This window comes from Mesorhizobium sp. M0410 (genome assembly GCF_040321435.1).
Taxonomy (GTDB): domain Bacteria; phylum Pseudomonadota; class Alphaproteobacteria; order Rhizobiales; family Rhizobiaceae; genus Mesorhizobium.
This window is the reverse complement of sequence record NZ_JAMYRN010000038.1, coordinates 1-23,866: the sequence shown is the minus strand read 5'-3', so window position 1 is coordinate 23,866 and position 23,866 is coordinate 1. Positions and strand designations below refer to the sequence as shown.

At 59.5% G+C, this 23,866-nt stretch carries 19 protein-coding genes and 6 pseudogenes; 8 read left to right on the top strand and 17 right to left on the bottom strand.

Annotation, left to right across the window (positions count from 1 at the left end; genetic code table 11):
• Positions 1-337: 337 nt before the first annotated feature.
• Positions 338-682, top strand: coding sequence for a hypothetical protein (locus tag NKI63_RS29280; RefSeq protein WP_352824035.1), 345 nt, complete (start codon positions 338-340; stop codon positions 680-682).
• Between the two features lie 360 nt (positions 683-1,042).
• Here the strand turns inward: NKI63_RS29280 and NKI63_RS29275 are convergent.
• The 5 genes and pseudogenes from NKI63_RS29275 to NKI63_RS29260 form a co-directional block, all read right to left on the bottom strand.
• Positions 1,043-1,180 (bottom strand): annotated as a pseudogene (locus NKI63_RS29275) (IS5/IS1182 family transposase); the annotation flags it as partial.
• A gap of 461 nt (positions 1,181-1,641) precedes the next feature.
• A complete protein-coding gene (locus NKI63_RS29270; RefSeq protein WP_352824034.1) occupies positions 1,642-3,072 on the bottom strand; it encodes a KamA family radical SAM protein in 1,431 nt (476 codons plus the stop codon).
• A 220-nt stretch (positions 3,073-3,292) separates the two neighbouring features.
• Entirely contained in the window at positions 3,293-3,472 is a 180-nt protein-coding gene (locus NKI63_RS30805; RefSeq protein WP_502900527.1) for a hypothetical protein, read from the bottom strand.
• The gene (locus NKI63_RS30800; protein ID WP_502900526.1) at positions 3,429-3,701 is read right to left on the bottom strand and encodes a transposase; all 273 of its coding nucleotides are present in this window, start codon (positions 3,699-3,701) and stop codon (positions 3,429-3,431) included. Before NKI63_RS30800 ends, NKI63_RS30805 begins: the two co-directional genes overlap by 44 nt.
• Positions 3,702-3,983: 282 nt before the next feature.
• Positions 3,984-4,745, bottom strand: a complete 762-nt coding sequence (locus NKI63_RS29260; protein ID WP_352824033.1) for a helix-turn-helix transcriptional regulator — start codon at positions 4,743-4,745, stop codon at positions 3,984-3,986.
• Positions 4,746-5,747: 1,002 nt separating this feature from the next.
• On the opposite strand from NKI63_RS29260, the gene NKI63_RS29255 reads away from it, so the two are divergent.
• Positions 5,748-5,945, top strand: coding sequence for a hypothetical protein (locus tag NKI63_RS29255; RefSeq protein ID WP_127248159.1), 198 nt, complete (start codon positions 5,748-5,750; stop codon positions 5,943-5,945).
• On the top strand, positions 5,935-6,279 hold the full coding sequence (locus NKI63_RS29250; protein WP_352824032.1) for a recombinase family protein: 345 nt from the start codon (positions 5,935-5,937) through the stop codon (positions 6,277-6,279). The genes NKI63_RS29255 and NKI63_RS29250 overlap by 11 nt, the downstream gene beginning before the upstream one ends.
• Before the next feature lie 398 nt (positions 6,280-6,677).
• On the opposite strand, the gene NKI63_RS29245 is transcribed toward NKI63_RS29250, so the two are convergent.
• The 8 genes and pseudogenes from NKI63_RS29245 to NKI63_RS29205 form a co-directional block, all read right to left on the bottom strand.
• Positions 6,678-6,923 (bottom strand): amino acid kinase family protein, encoded by a 246-nt coding sequence (locus NKI63_RS29245; RefSeq protein WP_352824036.1) that lies wholly within the window; start codon positions 6,921-6,923, stop codon positions 6,678-6,680.
• A gap of 97 nt (positions 6,924-7,020) precedes the next feature.
• Positions 7,021-7,397 (bottom strand): annotated as a pseudogene (locus NKI63_RS29240) (transposase); the annotation flags it as partial.
• Positions 7,398-7,766: 369 nt separating this feature from the next.
• Positions 7,767-7,892, bottom strand: a pseudogene (locus tag NKI63_RS29235) (recombinase zinc beta ribbon domain-containing protein); the annotation flags it as partial.
• A 263-nt stretch (positions 7,893-8,155) separates the two neighbouring features.
• Positions 8,156-8,530: pseudogene (locus NKI63_RS29230) on the bottom strand (recombinase family protein); the annotation flags it as partial.
• Positions 8,531-8,563: 33 nt separating this feature from the next.
• A complete protein-coding gene (locus tag NKI63_RS29225) occupies positions 8,564-8,737 on the bottom strand; it encodes a hypothetical protein (protein ID WP_352824031.1) in 174 nt (57 codons plus the stop codon).
• Between the two features lie 660 nt (positions 8,738-9,397).
• Entirely contained in the window at positions 9,398-10,324 is a 927-nt protein-coding gene (locus tag NKI63_RS29220; protein WP_352824030.1) for a LysR substrate-binding domain-containing protein, read from the bottom strand.
• Positions 10,325-11,003: 679 nt separating this feature from the next.
• On the bottom strand, positions 11,004-12,239 hold the full coding sequence (locus NKI63_RS29210; RefSeq protein WP_352824029.1) for an ATP-grasp domain-containing protein: 1,236 nt from the start codon (positions 12,237-12,239) through the stop codon (positions 11,004-11,006).
• Between the two features lie 581 nt (positions 12,240-12,820).
• A complete protein-coding gene (locus tag NKI63_RS29205) occupies positions 12,821-13,591 on the bottom strand; it encodes an IclR family transcriptional regulator domain-containing protein (protein ID WP_352824028.1) in 771 nt (256 codons plus the stop codon).
• A 112-nt stretch (positions 13,592-13,703) separates the two neighbouring features.
• Here NKI63_RS29205 and NKI63_RS29200 point away from each other — a divergent pair, with 112 nt between their 5' ends.
• From NKI63_RS29200 to NKI63_RS29180, 4 genes are all read left to right on the top strand, one after another.
• Complete coding sequence (locus NKI63_RS29200) at positions 13,704-14,561, top strand: CoA transferase subunit A (protein WP_352824027.1); 858 nt, start codon at positions 13,704-13,706, stop codon at positions 14,559-14,561.
• On the top strand, positions 14,558-15,361 hold the full coding sequence (locus NKI63_RS29195; protein WP_352824026.1) for a CoA-transferase subunit beta: 804 nt from the start codon (positions 14,558-14,560) through the stop codon (positions 15,359-15,361). Before NKI63_RS29200 ends, NKI63_RS29195 begins: the two co-directional genes overlap by 4 nt.
• On the top strand, positions 15,361-16,566 hold the full coding sequence (gene pcaF / locus NKI63_RS29190; RefSeq protein ID WP_352824025.1) for a 3-oxoadipyl-CoA thiolase: 1,206 nt from the start codon (positions 15,361-15,363) through the stop codon (positions 16,564-16,566). Before NKI63_RS29195 ends, pcaF begins: the two co-directional genes overlap by 1 nt.
• A gap of 1,098 nt (positions 16,567-17,664) precedes the next feature.
• Complete coding sequence (locus tag NKI63_RS29180) at positions 17,665-18,780, top strand: saccharopine dehydrogenase family protein (protein ID WP_352824023.1); 1,116 nt, start codon at positions 17,665-17,667, stop codon at positions 18,778-18,780.
• A 341-nt stretch (positions 18,781-19,121) separates the two neighbouring features.
• Here NKI63_RS29180 and NKI63_RS29175 read toward each other — a convergent pair.
• From NKI63_RS29175 to ectB, 3 genes and pseudogenes are all read right to left on the bottom strand, one after another.
• Positions 19,122-19,525 (bottom strand): annotated as a pseudogene (locus NKI63_RS29175) (helix-turn-helix domain-containing protein); the annotation flags it as partial.
• A 130-nt stretch (positions 19,526-19,655) separates the two neighbouring features.
• Positions 19,656-20,498 (bottom strand): 2OG-Fe(II)-dependent halogenase WelO5 family protein, encoded by an 843-nt coding sequence (locus tag NKI63_RS29170; protein WP_352824022.1) that lies wholly within the window; start codon positions 20,496-20,498, stop codon positions 19,656-19,658.
• Entirely contained in the window at positions 20,488-21,747 is a 1,260-nt protein-coding gene (ectB, locus tag NKI63_RS29165; protein WP_352824021.1) for a diaminobutyrate--2-oxoglutarate transaminase, read from the bottom strand. The genes NKI63_RS29170 and ectB overlap by 11 nt, the downstream gene beginning before the upstream one ends.
• Before the next feature lie 470 nt (positions 21,748-22,217).
• Here ectB and NKI63_RS29160 point away from each other — a divergent pair.
• A pseudogene (locus tag NKI63_RS29160) lies at positions 22,218-23,120 on the top strand (IS3 family transposase); the annotation flags it as partial.
• A 13-nt stretch (positions 23,121-23,133) separates the two neighbouring features.
• Here the strand turns inward: NKI63_RS29160 and NKI63_RS29155 are convergent.
• The coding region (locus NKI63_RS29155) for a transposase (protein WP_352824020.1) at positions 23,134-23,866 on the bottom strand (733 nt) is incomplete at its 5' end.

The window sequence follows — 23,866 nt, the reverse complement described above, 5'->3', positions numbered from 1 at the left end:
CGCCCGACACCAACGAAACTGCAAAGCAATGAGGGGGTCAGTCCTTCGTTTCGCCCCAGGGGTCAAATCCTCACTTCGCTTGACAAAGCGTTGACAGGGCAGCATGCACGCCAGCCACTGAGCCACGAAATGCGCTTGATTCCGGGTGCCGACGCTTTCCACACAGCGGAAGGCAACACGAACGGATACGCTATCGCAAGTGTCCGCTCGGCCCGGCGTGATCGAAGACCTTGGCATGCATGGACGCTCCTTGCGCGGGACCCGGAGACCTCGTGAGCGGCCAGAGCGGCACGCCTCTGCTGGTCCGCAACGGGAAGGCGAGGAGCCGTAGCTGTTCATGCACGATCACGAGGGGTCTGATCCCGCCATAGTAGCGAGGAACCTTGCGAACAAAGCCGGTTTGCCGGCTGCGGAGCAGGTGGAGCAAAGGGCGGGAACCGAGGGGAATGCGGATCAGCAAAACACGCGCCGGGCGCAGGACCGGGAAAGCGTGTCAATTGCGCGGGACCGCATACGGAATGCCGCAAGGCAAAGGAAGAAGGAGAAGTTCACCGCGCTCTTCCACCACATCAGTCCGGAACTGCTGAAGACGGCCTTCTACGTGATCAACGAGACGCTGCCCCGGCGTGGACGGGAAGACGTGGCGAACCTAGGAGGCAGATCTCGATCAACGGATCGCTGACCTGCACGACCGGGTTCAACGGGGAGCGTACCAGCCACTACCGTGACGGCGGACGTATATACCGAAGTCGATTGCCGGGATTTGGTGATCTGCCCAATCTCAGAACACCGCGTTGGACGGGGTTCGGATGATCCGCGGCACGCCATGCGGATCTGCAGCGCCCGGAATTATCAGCGCGATGAATCGGGCGATAGATGTTGGTCATCTGCACCGAAGATGGCGACGCGCCGCAAAGACAAACAGGTTGTAACCGAAGGGCGGCATGATAAGGCCGATCTCGAAGGCGGCGGTGTGCAGCGCGGTAGCGTCATAGCCCTTGTCTTCCAGAAGCATCGCGCCCCCCCGCAAGCAGTGGTAAGAATCTCGATCCGCCTTTTTGCGGGTCCGCCCTGCTGGTGGACCGCCGACAACGGAGGTATCGATCATCTGCCGTTCACAATCGTAAGCCTCTGTGACCGCGCGCATCAGGCGGTCCCAGATGCCGGCTTTGCGCCATCGGCCGCTGCAACTCGTGGTTTCCGGACGGGAATGCTCGTCCTTCTGCACGAGGATCGGTTCCCTCTAGCGCTGCGGGATCGTGACAGACGTAATCTCGCGGGCAAGCCAGCCGTTTGCGGCGGCGGCTCTGAAGTCTCTGTGCGAAAAGGCATCTCCAGCTGTATGTCGCTTGCACCTGAGGTGGCGTGCCGAGAATAACGTCGATCGCCGAGATCGTCCAGTTGGTAAAGACACAGCGGTTGAGTTTGACACCGCGAAAATGTTCGAGCGTTCCTTGGGCGTTTCGCTGCCAAGGTCGCCTTCTGGGTGCCAGTTATGTTGGGCACGGTCGCGAAAACTCTTCGATGAAGCTTGAGAAAGTGCGTCATGTCTTTCGGTGCTGGGGCACACTCGTACGCAGGTGTCGCAGTCAATGCGTGGCTTCCCGTATTGCTCGGAAATGCCGAAGTCCCCAATCGCGCCTACTCCGCCGCGTGGAGAAATGCAGGCTTAATCCCGTACATCGAGTAGAGACCGGCTTCATCGAAGATCACACGGTCGTCATAGCCGCTGAACCAGATGGCGTTCGGGTTCCGACCGACGATCGTCACCTTGCATCGGTCCGGTGCATCTGCGGCCGAACGCAGTAGCTTAAAGATCACGACGCCCTTTTCGCCTCCAGGGACGCCAGGTACGAACTCGTTGGTGACGGCAGCCACTTCGGTCTTGCCTTTGTAGTGGGTAATCGAGAGCCGCGCATGCGTCTCGATGCCGGAGAGGCCCTTCTGCGACTCATTTAGAATCTGCCAAGCACGCTCGATCGGGACATTGAACGCCTTGTGGCCGATTATGTCGCGGCCACAGAAGAAGTAGTGATTCTCAATACCATTTCGGAGTAACTCGCGCTGCATAATCCCTAGCGCTTCGGCATTGTCGTTTATGTGGCGGATAATCGGAGACTGATTATGAATCGTGATCCAATCGCGCCGGGCTAGTTCCTTGACCGCGGACCGCGTTTCGGGAATCCATTCGAGCGCACCGTCAGAATTGTCGATATAGCCGCCATCCGGTGTTTTGCGGAGAAATTCGGCGGGATGATTGAAGTGCACCACCATTCGGACGCTAACTTCAGGATAGGACTCGTGGAAGGCATCGAGCATCGCAAAAAAAGTCCCGTCGAACCGCTGCGGATGAAACGCCAGTTCCTTGGTGCCTATGCGGATATGCTCGACTCCGGCTTCCGAGAGCGCCGCCAGCCATGCAGCGATATTCTTGTTTCCAAGAGCCATTGGATCGCCACCTGACATCAGAATCTCGCGAAGCTTTACACGACCGGTCGTGGGATGGCGGCCGCCGTTCGCGGCTACCAGCCTATTGTGCTCACGAATGTATTCGATAACCTCACTTAACTGTGCCAGGCCTTTTGGAGCTAGCGTGCCGTCCTCGCGAGTGATCTGCTTGCGGCCGATCAGTTCCTCGCGATAGCAGAAGCGGCAGTGGGCGGAGCAGGTGGATGCCACGTAGAGTAGACCAAGCTCGTATTTATGGATCAGCCCTTCGCGCGGGCTGTAAGTCATCTGCTTGCCCGGATCTTCTGCGCCGTCGAGATCGTAGGTCTCTCTCGGGCTGGCTTTCACCAGCGTCCGCATGGGCCGGCTGTATTGCGCCTGCTCATAGTAGTGCCGCGTGATCTTGATCGGCATCCTGGCTTCCAGATCTCTTGGGGTGCCTTTCAGCTCGAGGATCTGATCGAGTTCTTCCCGCGAATAGAAGCCGCGCATTTCTTGGGGCACATCCTCTCTGGCGAACTTGGCTATGCCGGTGATGATCTGCCGGTCGTATTTGCCGTTGATGACTTTGTCCAGAAACGCCTGCTCACGCTGTGAGGGCGAGTACTTTTCTACGGTATACATGGCGCACACCTCCAGGCTGCTATGTCCGGCCGGCACAGACTGCAGATAGAGGCCGATCCGCGTGAACGTGTTGATTTTCTTGGTCTGATTTCTCGGATGCCACGCTCGGACTTACAAGCGCATATTTGTCACCACTTTATGACTTGTATGCATGAAGACAGTATTCTTCGAACTGTTGTTGAAAGCCGCACCCTTCAGCCTTGCTTAAACAATGCGGCGCTCACCGGAGCTGCTGATGGCCGGGAACGACATCAACCGTGTCATCGATGTCGAGCGACACGCTTTTGGGCGGCGCGGCATAGCTCGACAGCCACAGATCGACCAGCACCCAGCCGAGCCGGATGACGGTGCGCAGGTCAGGCAGGTCTCCTCCAGGCGCGAGCAAGTCGGCTGCGAGCACAGATCAAACCCGTTGCCAGGCAGCCGCCCGCAAGCGAGCTTGAAGGCCGGGTCGGTGCGCAGTCGGTCGAACTCATTGGCATCTCGTAGCCGCATGCGATCGCAAAGATGCGGGCGCGCAGAATGTCGGCCATGGCGTGAATCACCCGCTGTGGGTCGCGCGGATCGTGCATCGCAGCGGCCAGCCTGTCGGCCAGTTGCAGGCGTCGCTCGGCCGCGGCCAAAAGCATGACGCCAACATCGGAGGTGACGCGTCACCATCAAATGCAGCTGAGATCTTCTTGCGTCCAACGGCTGGAAATAAGAGCGGCAGCAACGTATCGTCGCTCATGGCGGGTGTGGCTCGCGAGATGCGGTGGCAGGGCTGGCTTGGACAACCGAGTCCTATGCCAGATATTCGCTAAGGCTACATCCGCCAGCCTCTCAGACGCTCCGTCGTGCATAGACGGGCATCTGTAACAGGGCTCGAACGAGGCAGGCCGTAATGAGGCACTAGTTTCTTGGGTTCGCTCCTACAAATCGATAATTCCGAAGTTTATTGCTTTTATAGCTGCAGCCGTTCTGCTGGAAGCATCCAGTTTTCTTAATATATTTTTTATATGGAAATTAACAGTGTTTGCGCTAATTCCCAGAATGATTCCTGTTTCCCACGACGATTTCCCTCTCGCTGTCCACAAGATGCACTCTTTTTCTCTAAGAGAAAGATCAGGAGCTTCCTCGATGCCAACCGGATCCGCGAAGTTTGCGACCTTCAGATGGAAATGTAACGCAGCAAGTTGCAAGTAGGTGATTGTTTTGTTTTGGAATTCGCAGTCCCCGGGTTGTGCAAAGCTCATGATCGCAAAGCTGGCATCCAAGCCGTGCAGTGGAACGCTAACGCCTGTCCTCAAGCCGAACGTCGCAGCCTCATCGAAAACGCGCCGTTCGTCTTCAGTCGTACGTTCGTCATTGTACACCTCGCTCCATCGGAAGGCGCTTGCACGCTTGCGACTCGTCTTGATAATGGGGTCTATCCTGTCATAGCCCATTTCGAAATAGCGCTGCTGCCATTCATTGGGATAATTCAGCATGATCGTCGGACCGCTTGAATGAGAGCGATAGGCGATCCACGGGCAATCAAAATTCAGGGCAAAAGCAGATAGTAGGTCAAACAACTCCTCGGATTGAGCAACACCATCGGTCTGGGCGAGAAATCGGTCGAACTCAGCCGCAAACACCTCCCTAGATGCCTTGGGGAAATGCATCGACGGGACCAAAGAAAGTTGGTCGGACACGCTGGTCGCCAGCCCTCGCCGTTGAGACCGCGGCCATCCGCGGGTGTTCCATTGTCTCTCCTCCGCCTTTTGTATCGGATGTTGTCCCTGGTGGACAAAGCTGCCGGCAGTAGGGCTACGGTTCTCGCGGCCGTTGGCAGGCCGGATCACTAAAGCTTATCACTTTACCGAAAGGCATAAAGTTATTTTGGGTTAAGTACATATTACGTCGGTTTTCTGAAAGTGTAGCATTAGAAAAGAATGTTTAATGTCTAAGATCGTCCGGTTCATTCTCCCGAACTAGCCGTGGGTCTATGGGTGCCTGACCTTGGTCCTGCAGTGCTCGATGTCGTTCCTGGCGCAGGTGTTTTCGAAGGCGTGCGCCGGAATAGCACGCCGTTTGCCATGCCTGCTTGACCAACGGGGCAGCCGAGCGCGGCGCGGGGCGGGGTGAATTTGGTTGCCGCAGTCGGTAAAATCGGGTGCGTATGTTGTAGGGACGCGGCAATGAGCCGTGTGCAGTTAGAAGTGGTCCCGCCTGGTGAGACAGTTTGGCGGCTCGGCTAAGGTAGATCGCGGTTGTTTCTACGCCACCAGTTGCCTCCTTCATTTCCGCCGAAGCATAGACTTCGTCGGGTGTCCTGCCGCCGAAGGCTGAGTGCGGGCGTCGCCTACTATACAACTCAGCGACGGAACACCCACGGGACCGACCAACGCGAGCTTGTTTATCCATGGCATCCCTGGGCTGAGCGGCAAGTCTTTATCCATGAAGTGATCGAGAAGGGTGACGCGTCGGTCTTCCGCTGCACCCTTTCTGGCCAGCCATTGCACCGGTGGTTGGAGGTTCCGGCGTGGATGTTCGATCGGGCCCGAGCGCGAGCTGGCGTATCACTACTGCTCCGCATGTCGACCTTGCCGCGCTTGGCGCCCTGGCGACACTGCTCCGGGACACGGGTGCCCCATCGCAATCGCAGGAAATGGGCGCAGCATTGGGCTCTCACGACGCGAATCGGGGAGATGTCCATGCCGCGCCAGCCCACGACATACCAGTTCGATCTGTTCTCGAAGCTGAACGACGCCGAGACGGTGCAGACGCCGCAATGGCAGGCGCTGCCCGCCGAGACGCGCCGATCAGTGACGAAGCTGATTGTCAGCCTGATTCTCGATCACGTCGACGGCGACCGCTCTCCCGGACGGGAGGAGGTGCGTCATGATGCATGAGAAGATCAGACCGCACCATCTGGAGCGCAAGGCGATCCTGTATGTGCGGCAATCGTCAGCCCATCAGGTCCTGCACAATCGCGAGAGCAGCGCGCTGCAATATGCGATGCGCGATCGCCTGACGTCGCTCGGTTGGTCTCGCATCGAGACGATAGATGATGATCTCGGACGTTCGGCCGCTGGCGGCGTCGCCCGCGCCGGTTTCGACCGGATGATCGCCGAGGTCTGTCTCGGCAAGGTCGGGGCGATTGCGGCACGGGATCGCGGTTTGCCCGCAATAGCCGCGACTGGCAGCAGCTCATCGAGATATGCCGCGTCGTCGACACTGTGCTGATCGACCAGGAGACGGCCGCGCCAGGGCAATGATCGGCTGCTGCTGGGATTGATGGGCAGTCTCAACGAGTATGAACTCTCCAAGTGGACGCGCGACTGAAGAATCATGCTCTGTCACCGCGATTCTCAGACCAACGGAGACCGAAGGAGTCCCCGTCATCGCAGCAAGTCGCATGGCAAAATCAACGTCGCTTAGAATGCATATGTCTGCCCCGCTTTCGTCTTCCGTACAGATCGCGCTAATGTCGCGCTTATCAAAACTGTGGAGGTCGTCGCGTTCTGCAAGGTTGGCGCTCAAATCACCGCTGCGTCGCGACCACTGTGACGGAACGGGCATCCCCATAGTCCTCATGGCCTGTTACGATAGTGCCCGTGACGGCACCGTCGCTGGTAAGAGATTTACAAACAACGGCGACCGCGTGCTGTTCGGCGTACTCCACTGCCCTGTGGTGCAGCACCTTTACACCATGTCGCGACATCTGCGCGATCGTCCCGTAGGCAATCTCCGGAATCAATCGTGCCCCGTAGGGCAAGGTAAGGGTCTGCCGTATAGACGCCCGGAACATCCGAGTAGATTTCGCAAGCGGGCTCACCTAACATGGACGCAATGACGACAGCTGTCAGGTCGGAGCTGTTTTTGTCCAGAAACGTTAACCTGCTGTACTGATCAATTGCCTGGACGCCCGCGGCAACGTCATGTTCCTGCAGGCTGCTATCACTGGCTTAGAGTCCGTGCCGAAACTCATCGATGTCGCGCGATGCGTCGCATAAGGATCAGACGGCTGCTGCGGAGAGGAAAGCTGTTGCGAATTCGATGGTGGCTCGGCGTCCTTCCATAGCCGCCTGTTGCGGCTGATCCAGGCAAAGAACGTTCCACGACCCAACGTCTCGGTTGCACGGCGAAGCCGACCTGATCGGGTTTTCGTTTGACGATCTCGACAGCGATCGAGGTGGCCTCGGCCACACGCGGTACCTGATATCCAGAATCGGCGAACACCTTTCGGATGAAGGGGAATGGTCGCCGCGAGGCGTTCAGGACCGGGCCGGCGCCGTCGCGATCCTGGATGCTGGCGGATGCGGATAAAGGACGAAAGCCCGACCGTCGGGGTCGACCTGCGCAATAGGCGCTGACGCTCCTCGTCGCTCAAAGCTGTCGGTCGCCGTCGGAGCAGAACCTCCAGTTCTTCCTCGAGTGCGCGTACGCTCGTGAGGGCCCCATTCCACCGCCGCTCGAGTTCGTGAGCAACCAGACGATTTCTCGGGGTCGACCGTGTCATACTGTCGGCGCGCCCTGGTGGCCTCATATCGCGCCTGTTCGAGCGCCAACTCGATCTGGCGCTGTTTTTCGCCAGACTGATGCTCGCGCTGCGCGATCGCCTGGATGGCCGCTTCAACGCCGAGCGGCTGCAGCAACCGCACGATCTCGGCTCCCACCGCCTCGTCGACCCGTAATGCGCCAAACGAGATACAGGGATCACCTTCCGGATCGCTCCGGGTCGCATCACACTTATAGCGGCCGACATCACCCTTCGCGCCATTATAGCCAACAAGCAGCCGGCGGCCGCATTGACCGCAGCGCAATAGACCGGCGAGCAAAGCCTCGCCCTTGCGCACCGGCCCGCGCACCAGATCCTGGGATTGATGTACGGCAGCGCGATCTGGTCACTGCGAAGCGATAAGAACACCTGACGGATGCTTTGCATTTCGGCAAAGCGGGTGAAGACCAAGCGAATCGCCTCGCGCACGCGCAGGTCGGGATCCATTTCGATCTTGTCAGGCCCCATTTTCACATAGCCGACGGCGACCGTGAAGAAGAGCTCCCCCCGGCGTGCCTTCTGCTTCAGGGCTTCCATCGAACGGGCCCGCAGGAGCGACAGTTTGAGCTCGCTCATTGTCCCTTTCATGCCCAGCAATAACCGATCGTTTGGATGGCGGGGTTCGTAGATTCCATCCTCATCGACGATTACCGCGCCAACCAGGCCACAAAATTCGATCAGCGTGTGCCAGTCGCGTCCGTTGCGCGCCAAGCGCGACACTTCGATTGCGAACACAGCACCGACAGGGCCTTCGCAGATCGCTTACAGCAGCTTCTCGAAGCCCGGACGACTGACGCGCGAACCAGAGCGGCCAAGGTCATTATCGATGACTGTCACATCCGTCCAGCCAAGTGCACGGGCGCGCTCGGCAAGGCCATATTGACGCCGCCGGCTCTCATGGTTGTTGGCAAGCTGGTCGACGGTCGATTGGCGGATGTAGATGAAGGCGCCGCGCGCTAGTCTAGGTGGTCAGACGTGATCTTCATCGCCGGCCTCCGTCGCTGCGGCGACGCTCAGTGCTTCCGACAGCAGCACGCTTACCAGTGGCACCAGCTTCGTCCGTTCGGACGTTGCTATCGGCACCGGTGGGGGCTTGCGCACGAAGAGATCCAATTGGCGGTGACAGGATTGACGATGCTTCATGCTTGTCTCCTCCTTCGCGACGGGTATCGTCGCGCAGCAAGCTTAGACAGGCATCGAGCTCCAGACGAAGCTCACGCAGATACGTCAGTGGCAGACGGGGACGCTCCGTCACCATCATCGCTTCCGCCCGATCTTCCGTCATCCAGACTGGCAACTGCACCAACGTGCCGTCAGGCTGGCGATGATCAGAGCGACCTCGTCACCATGGCGATTGCGTCCGGCAACAGCAACCGCTCCCCGCAACGGGGATGAAATCGATAGCGGATAATCGCTTCACCCGACTGATAGCGGGCATTATGAAGTTGTTGCACCGACGCCGGGCGCGCTCATCAGCCGCCGACAGACTTGCTCCTTTCGGGCGATGTCGAGATCCTGCTTTGGCTAGCGGAGTGGCTCATCAGGACCTCATCGAATGACGCCATGTCGAAATATGACATCATGGCCGAGCGCAGGCCTCGCTGTCTTCGGGAGATCCTCCTATCAGAATTCCGTTGATGACCGCTCACATAAATCGAGCAGGTATGTTGACCCCACCCCGCAGCGTCGAACCGCTGTACTTTGGCTTGCGAAGCATAGATCAATATTGATAATGCGAGTCTAGATGGGTTAACGGGCCTCTCGCGCCGGCGACTGAGGGGTTTTGGTCGAGGCGGTCGTCCCTCACGATGATGGTGTGAACGGCGTCATGCTGACGCGCCGCGTAGTCGACATCAGCCAGCGCGTAAAAGCGTTTACCTGCGGGTTAACGTCGCCGGCCGGGCTGACTACAAAATAGCTCCTGTGCGTCTTCAGGGGCGTGTCGCTTAGCGGGATCAAAACGCCACACTCGAGCTCCATTTCGATCAAATATCTGGGTAAAAGGGCGGCGCCGATTGAACAAACGGCAGCCGAGATGATCATGGAAAACTGACCGAAATATCGGCCGCTCGGCAGCCGCTTATCAGTGATTCCTTTCATGGCGAGCCAGTCAATCCATGCGCTTTCGCGAGTAATGAGATGCAAAAGTGGAGCCTCCGCGAGGCGAGCAGGCTCGCTTGCCGAGTACGTATCGCGGAATTTGGGAGATGCAACCGGCAGCATTTCCTCATCGAATAACTTGTTCATACGTGCGTCTGGCCAGTTGGCCTTTCCGAAATGGATCGCGAGATCGAAGCGCTCTCGTGTGAGGTCAAATGGTTCGGTGCGGGTCTCCAGCCTGATCTCGACGCTGGGATGGTCGTTCAGAAAAGTCCCCAATCTCGGGATCAGCCAACGACTGGCAAATGTTGGCAGGACGCCAATGCGTAACGTGGCATTTCGCTCGCCAGCGGCAATCGCCCGCGCCACGGATTGCTTCAGGTTCTCAAGATCAACTGCCAGATCTGCCGCGAACCGCTTGCCAGCCTCGGTCAGTTTGACGCGTCGTCCCACCCGCCGGAACATCGTCATGCCGATCGTCTCCTCAAGTTCCTTGACTTGTCTGCTGACGGCGCTTTGCGTGAGATGAAGTTCCTCCGCCGCCTGCGTAAAGCTTTCGTGCCGCGCAGCGCACTCAAAGCTGCGCAACAGGGCGTGGGACGGCAGATTGCGGTGACTTACCGACTGCAAAGGCTAAACACCTCGTATGACCGGAACTCACAGTTTTTATCTTCTACATCCATACAATTCATTTCAAGGGTGGCCCTCAAGTTGGTCCTGGGTCCTGAAGCGGACCTTCGTCAGCTCAGCAGGTTCTCCAGAGCTAATTGAGCCTGCGAGGACATGACGACAACGGCAAGACCGGCCTCTTTGAGATGCGCAGAGTTCGAGGCCTTCGCCGGGGTCAAAACTATCTCAACCTAGCGCCGGAATCGCGTCGAGAGGAATAATTCACGATTGAGTTATCTCGACGCCATCGACCTGGCCGATCACATCGCCGTCCTATCGAGCTCACTGTTCGATGGTGCGGCTATCTCGATCGCATCGTCATCGACAGCAGTCAGACTAGCCGACCGGCGATTATCTCCTGGGACACCACGAATTCGTTGCAGGATCGCTCCGGGCACCGGCTGAAGACGATCCGGGTTCGCTGAAGCCAGTATCCCTGGCATCGAGCAGGAACATCGCAAGTCCTTCGCCGGCCACGGTGCTATTCTCGAAGGGATAGAGATAATAATCCCATGTGATGCACGAGCGACAGCTTAGGGAGGCCTTCAATCCAAATCCGACCTCGCCGAGCAATTCTCCATTCTCGCCGCCTGATCCGCAGCGTCCTGTCCTCCCGTGCGCCCCAATTCAGCTCCTGTTCCTATTCGCTAAGTGTCGAAAATGGTGTGATCGACCAACGAATTAAGTCGATGGCACGCTGAAGTATCGCCTCGGTCTGGGCGCGGCTGGGTGAAGCGGCGATGACATGTCCGATGCGGTCTCGGTGGTCGCCCTTCCTGACGATCGGCGTCTTGGGTTTAATATACAATTTAACCTCGGCGACACCTGGTACAGCAGCCGCACGACTGTCGCCATCGATCCAATCGAGGATGCCATCGCGATCAGCATTTAGGCACTGCGCGGCCGCAATGTGCGAATGCCTTCCGCGCAAGTCCCATTCGTTGCCGATGACAAGCTTGATGTGCTCGGTGATGAGATCGACACCGCAGGCTGCCTGAACCAGCCGAGGACTGGTCCCACCCGGAACACGCGGATTGACTTCAATGACGACTGGGCCACGCTTCGTCCACCGGAGTTCAACAGTCATTGGCCCCCAGCCAAGGCCGAGAGCTGGCAAACAGCTCAGGGATACATCGGCGATACGGCTATGGTCGTCATCGGTTAGCGGGGCCGGGCAGGTCAAATGACGGAAGACGAAATACGGTGGGCGGTCGAAGTCAGCGGTGTCAATCCCAATGACCTCATTTCCCATTATATGAGCGCCAAAAAAGGGGCCTTGTGCGAATTCTTCGACCAGTATCCTCGGCGAAGACCGCCATATGTGCTGCCCGCCCAACAGGTAGGTCGTATGTTCGGTCAACTCGTCGAGATTGCGGCACAATCGGACACCGCTGCTGCCGCTGCCTACGGCTGGCTTAAGAACCACCGGCAGGCCGATCTCCGCGGCGGAGCTTTCTACGTCCGTCGCATTCGCTGCCAACCGATAAGCAGGCATTGGAACGCCGGCCTCGGCGAGGAGCTCACGTTGAGTGAATTTGTCACAGCATCGTTCAATCGATGCGGGGTTTGGTCCCGGTAGGTCGAAATGCCGGCAGAGCTTGCCGACTGTCGCATAGACCGACTCGTCCGCGCCCGAAAAGCCAGTAATGCCAGCAATGTCATAGGTCGCACGTAACCGGGAACATTCGCGAATCAGCGCATCGAGATTGCCTGTATCGAGACGGATTGCCTCAATGCCTTCCCCCGCAAGATAGTCATATTGAGCTGGATCAGCCGATAGGGTAATTGGATGAAGATCAAGATACCGGGCCGCTTTCACGTATTGCAGACCAATACTCCCATGGCCTTCAAGCAGGATGAGCGCTCTTCTTGTCATTGGCATCGACCTCCGTTGCATGCTGTGCGGCGATCCGAGCGTAACCGGCGTTAGTTTTCAGCTCTGCCTACCTCAGACTTTGTTGTGAAGGTATCACTGGCAGGTATCTGCGGTCGCAAAGACTCTGTAAATTTGTTTGAAGGATCTGTTGCAACGCTTTGGTTGCCGGCGGGGTGACACCAATCCCCTAGATTAATCGGAGATTTCGGGCCTCAAGGGACGCCAGTTTGAGGACAAGTCACTGGTCCTGAGATTGTCAGTCTGGTTGACGACGTTCACCTTGCGGCAAATCGCTCCGGTTTCGTCGACAATACAAACGGAGAGCTCTTTACCGATAGTGGAGTGGCGGTATGCGCCGTGCCGCCTTTCAGAGGGCAGGATCATTGGTCCGGGCAACCATCAATTGGCCGACGTCGGCGCGGCAGCCCTCATCCGCCCGCGGCACCTTCCTCCCCGAGAAGGACGGAAGGGACAAGTTCCGGCGTTGGTGATCCCCCTCTTCCCCATTTTTTGGGTAAGGGTGAGGGGCAGTGCCGGCCCGAAGTCATTGCTTGGTCCGCCGGCTCTTCGACGCTGATCGCTCAGACGAAGAAGAACTCCTGGACGCGCTGTTTTGCCCTCTGCAGCTCAGGCAGTATCTCTCGCTCCATCTCTTCGACCGAGAAACGGGCCGACTGGGTCGAGACATTGATCGCCGCCACCGTCCGCCCGGTCCGATCGTCGATCGGCACGGCGATCGAACGCAGGCCAAGCTCCAGTTCTTCATCGACGATGGCAAAGCCGTCCGCCGCTGCCTTGCGGATGGCCGCGGCAAGCAATGGCCTTTTGGTGATGGTCTTCGGCGTTCTCCGCTCGATTTTTGCCTGGCGGAGGAACGTTTCGAGAGCATCCGGCGCGAGGCTTGCAAGCAGGACCCGCCCCATCGACGTGCAATAAGCCGGCAGCCTGGTGCCGACGTCGAGCGACACGCTGAGAATGCGTCGGCCGGGAACACGGGCGACATAGACGACGTCCTCTCCGGACAGGATCGCCGCCGAACAGGCTTCGTTCAGTTGCGCGGCGACTTCGCGCATAATGGGCGCTGCGAATGTCCATAGCGAGGCGCCCCCGAGCCAAGTACGGGCAATGGTCAAAAGCCGCGGCGACAATGAAAACAGCCGGCCGGACTGCGTCGCGTAGCCGGCGGCCGCCAGCGTCAGCAGGAAGCGGCGGGCGCCGGCACGCGTCAGCCCAGCTTCCTCGGCCATCTCGGTCAGCGTCATGCCGGCCGGATGCCGGGCGAGTATCTCCATGACCGCAAGCCCGCGTTCGAGCGAACCGACATGGTCACGCGAAGGTTGCTCGTCTTCCATGTGGCCTCCGCACACCAGCGTATCGCCAGGATTGACTCGACGCGAGAATCCAGCATAGAGAGTATCTCATATTAAACATTTGTTCGCAATACGAACTTTCGGGGTTCCTGCGATGGTCAGCTTCCTGCCGCTCCGCCAGGCCGTGGCCGAGAATTTGCACGACGGCGACGCGGTTGCCTTCGAGGGGTTCACTCATCTGATTCCCACGGCGGCCGCGCACGAAGCGATACGCCAGGGGTTTCGCGACCTGACGTTGATACGCATGACGCCGGACATTATTTACGACCAGATGATCGGCATGGGCATGGCCAGGAAGATCGTTTTTTCCTATCTCGGCAATCCCGGCGTCGGGCTTTTGCGGCGCGCCCGCGACGCCATCGAGAACGGCTTTCCACGGAAGATCGATATCGAGGAACACAGCCATGCCGGCATGGCCAGTGCCTATGAGGCGGGTGCTGCCGGCCTGCCTTGCGCCGTCTTCCGCGGTTATCGCGGCGCCGGGCTGGCGGCTGTCAATCCGAACATCAAATCGGTCATCTGTCCGTTCACCGGCGAGGTGCTTGCCGCGGTCCCGGCCATCCGTCCCGACGTTACCTTCATCCATGCGCAGAAGGCCGACAAGAAGGGCAATGTACTGGCCGAGGGCATTATCGGCATCCAAAAAGAGGCGGTCCTGGCGGCAAAGCGGGCTGTAGTGAGCGTCGAGGAAGTCGTCGACGATTTCGACGATTTGCATCCCAACCTGACCGTGCTGCCGAGTTGGACGATTGCCGCCATCGCCGTCGTGCCCGGCGGCTCGCATCCTTCCTACACGCATGGCTATTATATCAGAGACAATGCCGCCTATCTCGAATGGGACGAGATCGCCGCCGACCGCGGGCGCTTCCAGGACTGGATGCGAAGGAACGTGCTCGAAAAGAGCGCCGACGATTTCGCGGCCCGAGTCGAACATTTGAGGACTGCGGCATGAGCGACCATCCAGGCTTGGGATTTACGCCCAACGAGATGATGACGATCGCCGCCAGCCGCGTGTTGAAGAACGACGATGTCTGTTTCGTCGGCATCGGTGCGCCGTCGGCCGCCTGCAACGTTGCACGGCTGACGCATGCGCCCGACATCACGCTGATCTATGAGAGCGGCACGATCGGCGCCGCGCCCGATGTTTTACCGCTGTCGATCGGCGACGGTGAGCTGTGCGACAGCGCCCTCACCACCGTCTCGGTGCCGGAGATGTTCCGTTACTGGCTGCAGGGCGGCCGCGTCTCGATCGGGTTTCTCGGCGCTGCCCAGCTCGATAAGTTCGGCAACATCAACACAACGGTCATTGGCGACTATTTTCAGCCCAAGACAAGGCTTCCGGGCGGCGGCGGCGCGCCGGAGATCGCAACCTCGTCGAAGCAGATCTACATCACCATGGCGCAAGGTAAGCGCGGCATGGTCGAGAAGATCGATTTCTTCACCTCCTTCGGCCATGGCGACGGCGGCGACCACCGGCAACGTCTCGGCATCGGTACGGCCGGGCCGACGCTGCTGATCACCGACCTCGCCATCTGGAAGCCGGACCCGGCCAGCAAGGAGTTCACAGTGGTGTCGCTACATCCCGGCGTTTCCCGTAAAGAGGTGCAGGCAACCTGCGGCTGGACCGTGAGCTTCGCTGGCGCGGTGGAGGAAACGCCGGCGCCGACCGAACTCGAACTGAAGACATTGCGTGACCTGCAGGCCCGGACCAAGGCCGCGCATAAAGGGATCGGGAAAGAGAAGGTTGCATAATGGCCGAGGCCTATATCTGCGACTACATCCGCACGCCGATCGGGCGCTTCGGCGGTTCGCTGTCGGCGGTCCGTGCCGACGATCTCGGCGCGATACCTCTGAGGGCGCTGATCGAGCGCAATCCAAACATCGACTGGGCTGCCATCGACGACGTCGTCTATGGCTGCGCCAACCAAGCCGGCGAGGACAATCGCAATGTGGCGCGCATGGCGCTGCTGCTGGCCGGCCTGCCCAAGGAGGTTTCCGGCTCGACCGTCAATCGTCTCTGCGGTTCGGGCATGGATGCGGTGATGATTGCTGCCCGCGCCATCAAGGCCGGCGAGGCGGAGTTGATAGTATCAGGCGGCGTCGAATCGATGAGCCGCGCTCCGTTCGTGCTGCCGAAGGCAGAGACCGCCTTTTCGCGCAATGCCGAGATTTACGACACCACGATCGGCTGGCGCTTCATCAATCCGCTGATGAAGAAGCAATACGGCGTCGATTCGATGCCGGAGACCGGCGAGAACGTGGCGGAAGAGTTCGCTGTCTCCCGCGCCGACCAGGACGCATTTGCCGTGCGCAGCCAGGACAAGGCTGTAGCCGCACAAGCCAATGGCCGGCTGGCAAAGGAAATCACGCCGGTGACGATCGCGCAGCGCAAGGGCGATCCGGTCGTTGTCGACAGAGATGAGCATCCCCGCGGGGGCACGTCGATCGAAGCGCTGGCCAAGTTGCCGACGCCGTTCCGGCAAGGCGGCACGGTTACGGCCGGCAATGCCTCGGGCGTCAATGACGGCGCCGCGGCGCTGATCGTCGCCTCGGAAGCAGCCGCGAAAAGATATGGGCTGACGCCGATCGCCCGCATCCTCGGCGGTGCCACCGCCGGCGTCGCTCCGCGCGTCATGGGCATCGGTCCGGTGCCGGCCACGCAGAAGCTGTGTGCCCGGCTCGGCCTGAAGCCGCAACAATTCGACGTCGTCGAGCTCAACGAGGCCTTCGCCTCGCAAGGTATCGCCGTGCTGCGCCAGCTCGGCATTGCCGAGGATGCGGAGCACGTCAACCCGAATGGCGGTGCCATCGCGCTCGGTCATCCGCTCGGCATGTCCGGCGCGCGCATCACTGGCACGGCGGCGCTGGAGCTGCGTGAACGCGGCGCCCGATACGCGCTCGCCAGCATGTGCATCGGTGTCGGCCAGGGCATTGCGGTTGCACTGGAGCGCGTTTGAATCCGCCGCTTCTGGCCGGTTTCTTCCCGCTCTCCATAAGACATTGCGACGTAAGGCATCGCCATCCATGCGAGACGGAAGCGGCAAACGGGGGGCTAGGCGCGCATGTGCAGCTCGACCATTCCATTCGCGCCAAAGCCCTCTCCGGGCCGCCAACCACTGGGCTGGCAAGGCCCAGGCGTCACGCGACCCCGCTTGGGCGCCTTCTCTGTAGCCCCCGCTATCGTCGTGCCGAGGTACCGGTCGAGACCGGTGAACATCCGACCCGGCATAAAGCGCAGAGTAGTTCGCCCAGCCATGCAGGATGGGATTGAGCCCTGAAGCTTGGAGGCCAGACTGCACAGGGCGGAACTCGTTCCCGCCGCGCCGAGCGGCACCGCCGTTCGACCTGACGGCGCTGCCATGCCGCACATCGGTCTGTTAACGGGCGACGCAGCCAACATCTTCTGTTGCGGCGCGCCGACCAGCATCTCCAGGTTGTCGTGCCTGGCGCTAGCGTTTTGCTGCCCGTCCGATTCCATATCGACGCGATCTAGCCTGCCGCCCAGTCGAAGCACTGCAGCTGAATGCCTCAATAGTCTTTCGGCACACGGACAGCTGCCGAAAAGGCTGTTTCCGCCGGAAGCGCGTGGCCTACACCTCCGGTTCGCGCTCCAGCCACTCGATGGTTCGATTGGAGGGGCTTCGCACCGGGAAATAGCCGAGGCGCTCATCGGCGAGCCGCGGGTTCAGGCCTTCTTCATCGCGATTATTTGCGTGACCGCATCCGCCGCGCCATTCGGCGCGGCTGTGTGCTCATAAATGGCCGGCACAGGACCCCTTTCTGGAAAGCTTGGCAGGCGCAAAATCGCCAGCTGCTAAACAATTCCTTGTAGCCGAGGCCGTTCTCTAATGGGTCGACGGCGGCGGCTCGGTTGTGAGCGTATCGACGCGCTTGCCGTGAGCAACACCAGAAGTGGGCGATCTTTGTCCGAAACCTGCATTTCGTCAAGTTGCCCCTGCGATCTGCTCAAATTTGATGGAACTTTTACAAAATTAGCTGCGCGAGTTGATTAAGTATGACGATGTCAGACTGTGGTGCTGTTGCAGGAGGGAATAATGAAAGACGTCGTCGTGATCGGATCAGGCAAAATCGGCCCCACGATTGCACGGTTGCTCGCGGATACCGGGGACTATCATGTCACTGTCGTCGACCGCAGCGCTCAACAGCTGGCGGAGATTGAAAGCGGTCCCGCGCATTCGACGGCCAAGCTGGATATCACCGACGAAGCAGCCTTGGCTGCGCAGGTGTCCGGCAAGTTCGCGGTCTTAAGCGCGGCGCCCTTCCAGCTCACCGTCGCCATCGCCACCGCTGCGGCCAGGGCCGGTGTGCATTATCTCGACCTCACGGAAGACGTTGAATCCACGCGGCAGGTGAAACGAATCGCGAAGACCGCCAGAATCGCATTCATTCCACAATGCGGCCTGGCACCAGGTTTCATCTCGATCGTAGCGAGCGACCTTGCGCGCAAGTTCGACAGCCTTGAGAGCGTGCGGCTGCGCGTCGGCGCCCTCCCGCAGTTTCCCAGCAACGCCTTGAACTATAATCTCACCTGGAGCACGGACGGGGTCATCAACGAGTACATCCAGCCCTGCGAGGCTATCGTCAATGGCGAACTCGTCGAAGTGCCTGCATTGGAGGAGCGCGAAGAATTCTCGCTCGACGGCGTCACCTATGAAGCCTTCAACACCTCAGGTGGCCTCGGGACGCTCTGCGAAACGCTGAAGGGCAAGGTCAACACGCTCAACTACCGGACCATACGCTATCCCGGTCATGCCGCTATCATGAAGGCGCTTTTGCACGACTTGGGGCTACGGCACCGCCGCGGCGTTTTCAAGGACATACTCGAACACGCCCTGCCTACCACGCTACAGGATGTTGTGATTGTCTTCGTGACCATCTCCGGGCGCAGAAGCGGCCGCTTGATCCAGGAAACCTACGCGAACAAGATCTACAGCACCGAGATTGGCGGACGCATCACGAGCGCGATCCAGGTCACGACCGCATCCAGCATCTGCGCGGTTCTCGACCTGCTTGCCAGCGGCAAGATCCCGGCCCAGGGCTTCATCCGGCAGGAAGATATTAAGCTCGACGCATTTCTGCAGAACCGCTTCGGGGTCTATTACGGGCAAGGGGAAGCGACGAAGGGCCGTGGTGCGACCGTTGCGGCCTGAGCAGGCGTTTCCAGTGGCATTTTGGCGGTCCTTATCAATCGGCGGTCGTCTCCGCGACCAGCCAGTTTCGAAAAGCGAACGGGGAATGGTTCTCCCGCTCGCGGGGCCAGCCAGATAGTAGGATTCGGCGCTTTTTATCGGCAGATCCAGAGCGGGCAGCACGCCAATCGCACGCCGGCGATCGCCGCCTGCGCGGCCGCCGCGACGCGCAAATCAGATGAGGCAGGTCACCATGGCGACGCGGGACGAGCTGGTGAGCGCGGTAATGTTGTACACAAATGCGGGAGCAAATCAGATGAGGCACCGGGTCAACATCCAGGAACAATTCAGGCGAGGCAATGCAACATCTTCAAAAGGGTCGACACATGGCGCTCGTGATAATCAACCCCGAAGCGCTCCTTAATGACCTTTTGGAGATCGACCCGCCGCCAGCACACCATCAACGGCAGGGTCGGGGACCGGTTTCTGCAATCTCGGGCCAGCTCTGACAGTTGCTTTGGCAAAAGCCGCGGCGCGAGACCCTTGTGTCCCTCCCGCCCGGCTTCGTTGAAGCGATGCACCCAGTCGCGCAAGGTCTGGCGCGATTCATCCCGCCGATGCTGGCGGCATCCGCTCGGCTCATACCATGAAGCACCGCCGCCAGCGAAAGCAACCGACTGCGCTGTCGCGCGTCCTGTGAAGAGCGAGCCAATCGGCGAAGATTCGAGGCCGAATAGTCCGTCCGCAATTCAACTGCCGAGCCCATGGGCGACTCTCCTTCGCCCCAAAAGGAACGAAATTAGCCCGCGGAGGAATCTTGGCCGCGCGAGTCAGAAATCAGCTTCGCTGATATTAGCTGCCCGGGGGAAGCCGGTCAGTCCCCGCGACATCCAACGTCAGGTCCACCAGAGAACAAGGTCCGGCCGCGCAAACCCGAAAAAGCTGTTCAGCACCAGGCGCCGCCTTCCGTAGCCTGATTGACCGGTGACCCCGTGAACGAAACCGCCATCAATTAGGGCGATGTCCCCGGCCTTGAGCTGGAAGTCGCGACAAGGAACGCCCTCGAGATAGGCTGCCGAATAGGGATATCCCGTAGTCTCCACACCTTGAGACTTTCGGTCGGCGACTGTCGGCTTGTGGCTCCAGAGCCGCAGATTGCCACCTTCCTCGGGCATGCTGGGATAGAAGTTGAGTGCTGCGACGGTGTTGTGCGCCACCGCAGAAAGCTCGTAATCGTTCCCAGCACATAACACTTGAGCGACGTCGTCGTGGGGGTCCAAGGAGAATGTGCCGCTGCCAGACCAACTGAGAGCGCGACAAACATTAGCCTGACCGTGCTCCGAACGGGCCAGCCGCAATTCAATGCCCTGTTTGCGAAGCTCGCGCTTCAACGCGTCGAACAATGCTCGGACCGGATCAACCAGATTCTCAAAAAGGGCGTCGACGTACGGTCGCGCAGTTTCCGCCTCTGCGAAATAGGTGGCTGCATCCTTCCTGTAGTGGGATGCGCCGACATATTGTCCGGGGACGCCATCCTTACGCTCCTTGAGACCGGGACTCCCACTGAAGTTCGCGGTGATCTCCCCGGCTATTTCGGTGCTGAAAGCTTGCCTGATGTGCAGAGCGGTGATCTCACCTTTCAGGACTGAGATGATGTCCGAAGTGCTGATTGAGCCGGTTCGGTGTCTAACGGTAACAGGGGAGATGGCTGGCTCGTGAGATACGTGGTTAATCGTCATTGGCTTGCTCCTTTAGCGCGTGATCTAGGATGGCGATGCCATGGTCGAGTTCGTCGTCGGTGATGGTTATCGGTGGCAGGACTTTGATAACGTCGCGATTTGCTCCTGACGATTCGATCAGCAGGCCATTTTCGAATGCGACATCGTGCACACGGCCGACTACGGCCTGCGAACGGCATTTGAGGCCGGCCATCAGACCGCGGCCGCGCTTTTGTTCGATGCAATTTGGAAATTTTGCAACGAGGTTATCAAGGTGTCTTTGCAGTTTGGCGGCCGTCCGCTCGACGCCAGCAGTAAACTGCCTGTCGGACCACATTTTGCACATCGCCCCTGCAGTCACAAAGGCGAGATTGTTGCCTCTGAAGGTCCCGCTATGTTCTCCGGGATTCCAAATGTCCAGGTCGGGGCGAATCAGAACGACGGAGAACGGACTGCCTGAACCGCTTAGGGACTTTGAAAGGCATACGATGTCGGGATCAATACCCGCGAACTCGAATGAGAAGAACTCGCCCGTTCGTCCCGCACCCGCCTGAATGTCGTCGATGATCAAAACAACACCGTGCTTGCGGCAGATGCGCTGAATTTCTGTGAGCCAAGCTGCGGATGCTGTGTTCATGCCGCCTTCTGCCTGAATGGTCTCCAGAATGATTGCGGCGGGCTTTTCAATGCCGCTGCCTGGGTCGCCCAATACGGAGTCGATATAACTCGCGGAATCGAAAGCTTGGCTTGGGTAGCCGTCGTAGGGTACACGGATCACATCGTGGCGAGCAACGCCGCCCAGTTCTCTGGTTGACGCCGAACCGGACACTGCCAGAGAGCCGAGCGACATGCCATGGAACGCATTCGTGAAGGCCATAACGCTCGAGCGGCCGGTATATTTTCGCGCCAGGGCCAGCGCCGCTTCGTTAGCGTTGGTGCCGGTCGGGCCAGGAAACTGTATTTTGTAGGCAAGGCCTCTAGGCTTCAGGATCGAATCCACAAACACTTCAATGAATTCACGCTTTGCCACCGTATACATGTCGAGCGATAGAAGAATGTTTTCGCCAACCAGGTATTCAATTGCTGGCGCCATAATAGTCGGATGGTTGTGTCCGTGGTTGAGTGCGCCGGACCCTACAAGGAAATCGATATAAGGGTTACCGGCCTCGTCCCAGATTGTCGCCCCAAGAGCCTTCGTAAAGACTGTGGGAAACGACCGCCCGTAGCGACGAACGTTGGACTCATGAGCCGTAAAAACTTCAGTGTTCATTTCAGGGTACCTCTGCGTGCCGCGTCGCGTTCAACGAGCAAGTGATTAAATGCGTTTGGTTTGTTGCGGTTGTTTTCAGCTTCACTTGAAGATCGGAACGGTCCGGGCGGAACTTTGGACGGTCGTGACTTCCCATGAATATGTTCGGAATGCCGACACGCTCCTCAAAAAGGTCCGCGACAAAAGGGAGACCGGACTCGCGCGACAGCTCAACTGCTGCACTGACGCACTTCGGAACCTCTACCGTAGTCACGTTGCTCTGCACGGCGATATCTCTCGTCTATGCGTTGGAACGAACTCAGTTCTAGAGTTTTCGGGGGGGCGTCGATACTACGGCATTTGGTAGTTGACGCACCTGCTTGTACCCGGCGAAACGCCCTGCCAATCCTATCAAGCTCAGCGCTAGTGACCTTGCCCCTCTTATCTAATCCGGTTTGAAGTTCGTTCTGGCCCATCGAGAGGACCAGGACATGAAACGTAGCCGCTTCTCTGAAGAGCAGATCATCGGAATTTTGAAGGAACATGAGGCCGGGGTATCGGTTGCCGATCTGTGCCGCAAGCACGGGGTCAGCGACGCCTCGATTTACAACTGGAAGGCCCGCTTCGGCGGGATGGATGTCTCCGAGGCTCGGCGACTGAAGGCTCTGGAGGACGAGAACACGCGGCTGAAGCGGCTTCTGGCCGACGCCATGCTCGACAATGCCGCGTTGAAGGATCTTGTGGGAAAGAAATGGTGACGCCCGCGGCCAAGCGGAAAGCTGTCGCTCGCCTGAAGGAAGGCTTCGGGATGAGCGAACGGCGGGCGTGTAAAGCCATCGGCTGTTGCCGCATGACGGTTCGCTACGAGACCAGCAGGCCGGACGACCGCGAGCTTCGCGAGCGGATGAAGGCGATCGCGCAGGAGCGTCGCCGGTTCGGCTACCGGCGTCTTCTCGTGATGCTGAGGCGGGAGGGCCTGGTCGTGAACCACAAGAAGCTGTTCCGGCTCTATCGGGAGGAGAAGCTCGCCGTTCGCCGCCGTGACGGCCGCAAACGGGCGATCGGGACCAGGGCGCCGATGGTGGTGCCGCTGAGGCCCGACGAGCGCTGGTCGCTCGACTTCGTATCGGACCAGCTTACAGACGGGCGCCGCTTCCCCATCCTGGCCGTCGTCGACGACTGCACGAGAGAGTGCCTGGCACTCATCGTTGATCGGCATGCGGGTTGCCCGCGAATTGGACCGGCTCATCACCGAGCGCGGCCGGCCGAGAATGATCGTCAGCGACAATGGCAGCGAGTTCACCTCGAACGCCATCCTCTCCTGGGCGGATCAGAACCGCGTCGAATGGCATTACATTGTGCCCGGCAAGCCGATGCAGACGGATGTTGTAGAATAGCCCGTTCTTCTCATTCGGCGGCTTTTTCCACAGCCTTCTGCCTTTCCGGCCTCGTTCGCCATCGGGAAGTCGCTGCTGCATAGGCAGCTTCCGCCTTCTCGACGCGGGATCGTTCTTCGGCGCGCTTGGCCGGGATGTTGTAGTCGAAGGCGGTGCCGCGTCTGGCATGGCTGGTCGGAAGGCCGGCACGCAGCTCGACCGATCTGAACTTGCGGGCGAGCAAGGCCGGCCGGGCCCAGATGTAGTCGGTATCCTTGCTCAGCATGTGCCAGATGATCGTTGCAAGCTTGCGCGCAGTGGCGACGGCCGCGATGTGCTTCCCGCGGCGCGAGGCGATCCGCTTGTGGAAGGCGCGAAGAGGTCCTGGCGATCGCACAGCCGCCCATGCCGCCTCGACCAGCATCCCCCGCGCATGGCCGCGGCCCTGCTTCGTGATGCGCCCGTGATAGGCTGGCCCCTCACCGGACTGCCGCACGCTGGGATTCAGGCCAAGATAGGCAACGAGCTTCTGTGGATCGCTGAAGCGCCGTATGTCGCCGATTGCCGCGGCAACGCTCGCAGCCACGGTGACGTCGAGGCCGGGTAACGTCATCAGGCGGCGGATTGTCGGATCCTGAAGGGCATGTACGGCGATATCCGCCTCGACCACCGTCAACGCCTCGTTGATCTGGTTAATCAAGCCGAGGTGGCGCTCGATGGCGGCGCGCTCATCCGCAGGCAATATTTGCCTCGTCAGCCATTTG

Bases quoted from the DNA above. Each gene is read 5' to 3' on its own strand.
- NKI63_RS29210 (WP_352824029.1), bottom strand. From the start codon at position 12,239: ATGACAAGAAGAGCGCTCATCCTGCTTGAAGGCCATGGGAGTATTGGT.
- NKI63_RS29200 (WP_352824027.1), top strand. From the start codon at position 13,704: ATGGTCAGCTTCCTGCCGCTCCGCCAGGCCGTGGCCGAGAATTTGCAC.
- ectB (WP_352824021.1), bottom strand. From the start codon at position 21,747: ATGAACACTGAAGTTTTTACGGCTCATGAGTCCAACGTTCGTCGCTAC.
- NKI63_RS29225 (WP_352824031.1), bottom strand. From the start codon at position 8,737: ATGAAGCATCGTCAATCCTGTCACCGCCAATTGGATCTCTTCGTGCGC.
- NKI63_RS29205 (WP_352824028.1), bottom strand. From the start codon at position 13,591: ATGGAAGACGAGCAACCTTCGCGTGACCATGTCGGTTCGCTCGAACGC.
- NKI63_RS29250 (WP_352824032.1), top strand. From the start codon at position 5,935: ATGATGCATGAGAAGATCAGACCGCACCATCTGGAGCGCAAGGCGATC.
- NKI63_RS29170 (WP_352824022.1), bottom strand. From the start codon at position 20,498: ATGACGATTAACCACGTATCTCACGAGCCAGCCATCTCCCCTGTTACC.
- pcaF (WP_352824025.1), top strand. From the start codon at position 15,361: ATGGCCGAGGCCTATATCTGCGACTACATCCGCACGCCGATCGGGCGC.
- NKI63_RS29270 (WP_352824034.1), bottom strand. From the start codon at position 3,072: ATGTATACCGTAGAAAAGTACTCGCCCTCACAGCGTGAGCAGGCGTTT.
- NKI63_RS30800 (WP_502900526.1), bottom strand. From the start codon at position 3,701: ATGCTTTTGGCCGCGGCCGAGCGACGCCTGCAACTGGCCGACAGGCTG.
- NKI63_RS29180 (WP_352824023.1), top strand. From the start codon at position 17,665: ATGAAAGACGTCGTCGTGATCGGATCAGGCAAAATCGGCCCCACGATT.
- NKI63_RS29255 (WP_127248159.1), top strand. From the start codon at position 5,748: ATGCCGCGCCAGCCCACGACATACCAGTTCGATCTGTTCTCGAAGCTG.
- NKI63_RS29195 (WP_352824026.1), top strand. From the start codon at position 14,558: ATGAGCGACCATCCAGGCTTGGGATTTACGCCCAACGAGATGATGACG.
- NKI63_RS29280 (WP_352824035.1), top strand. From the start codon at position 338: ATGCACGATCACGAGGGGTCTGATCCCGCCATAGTAGCGAGGAACCTT.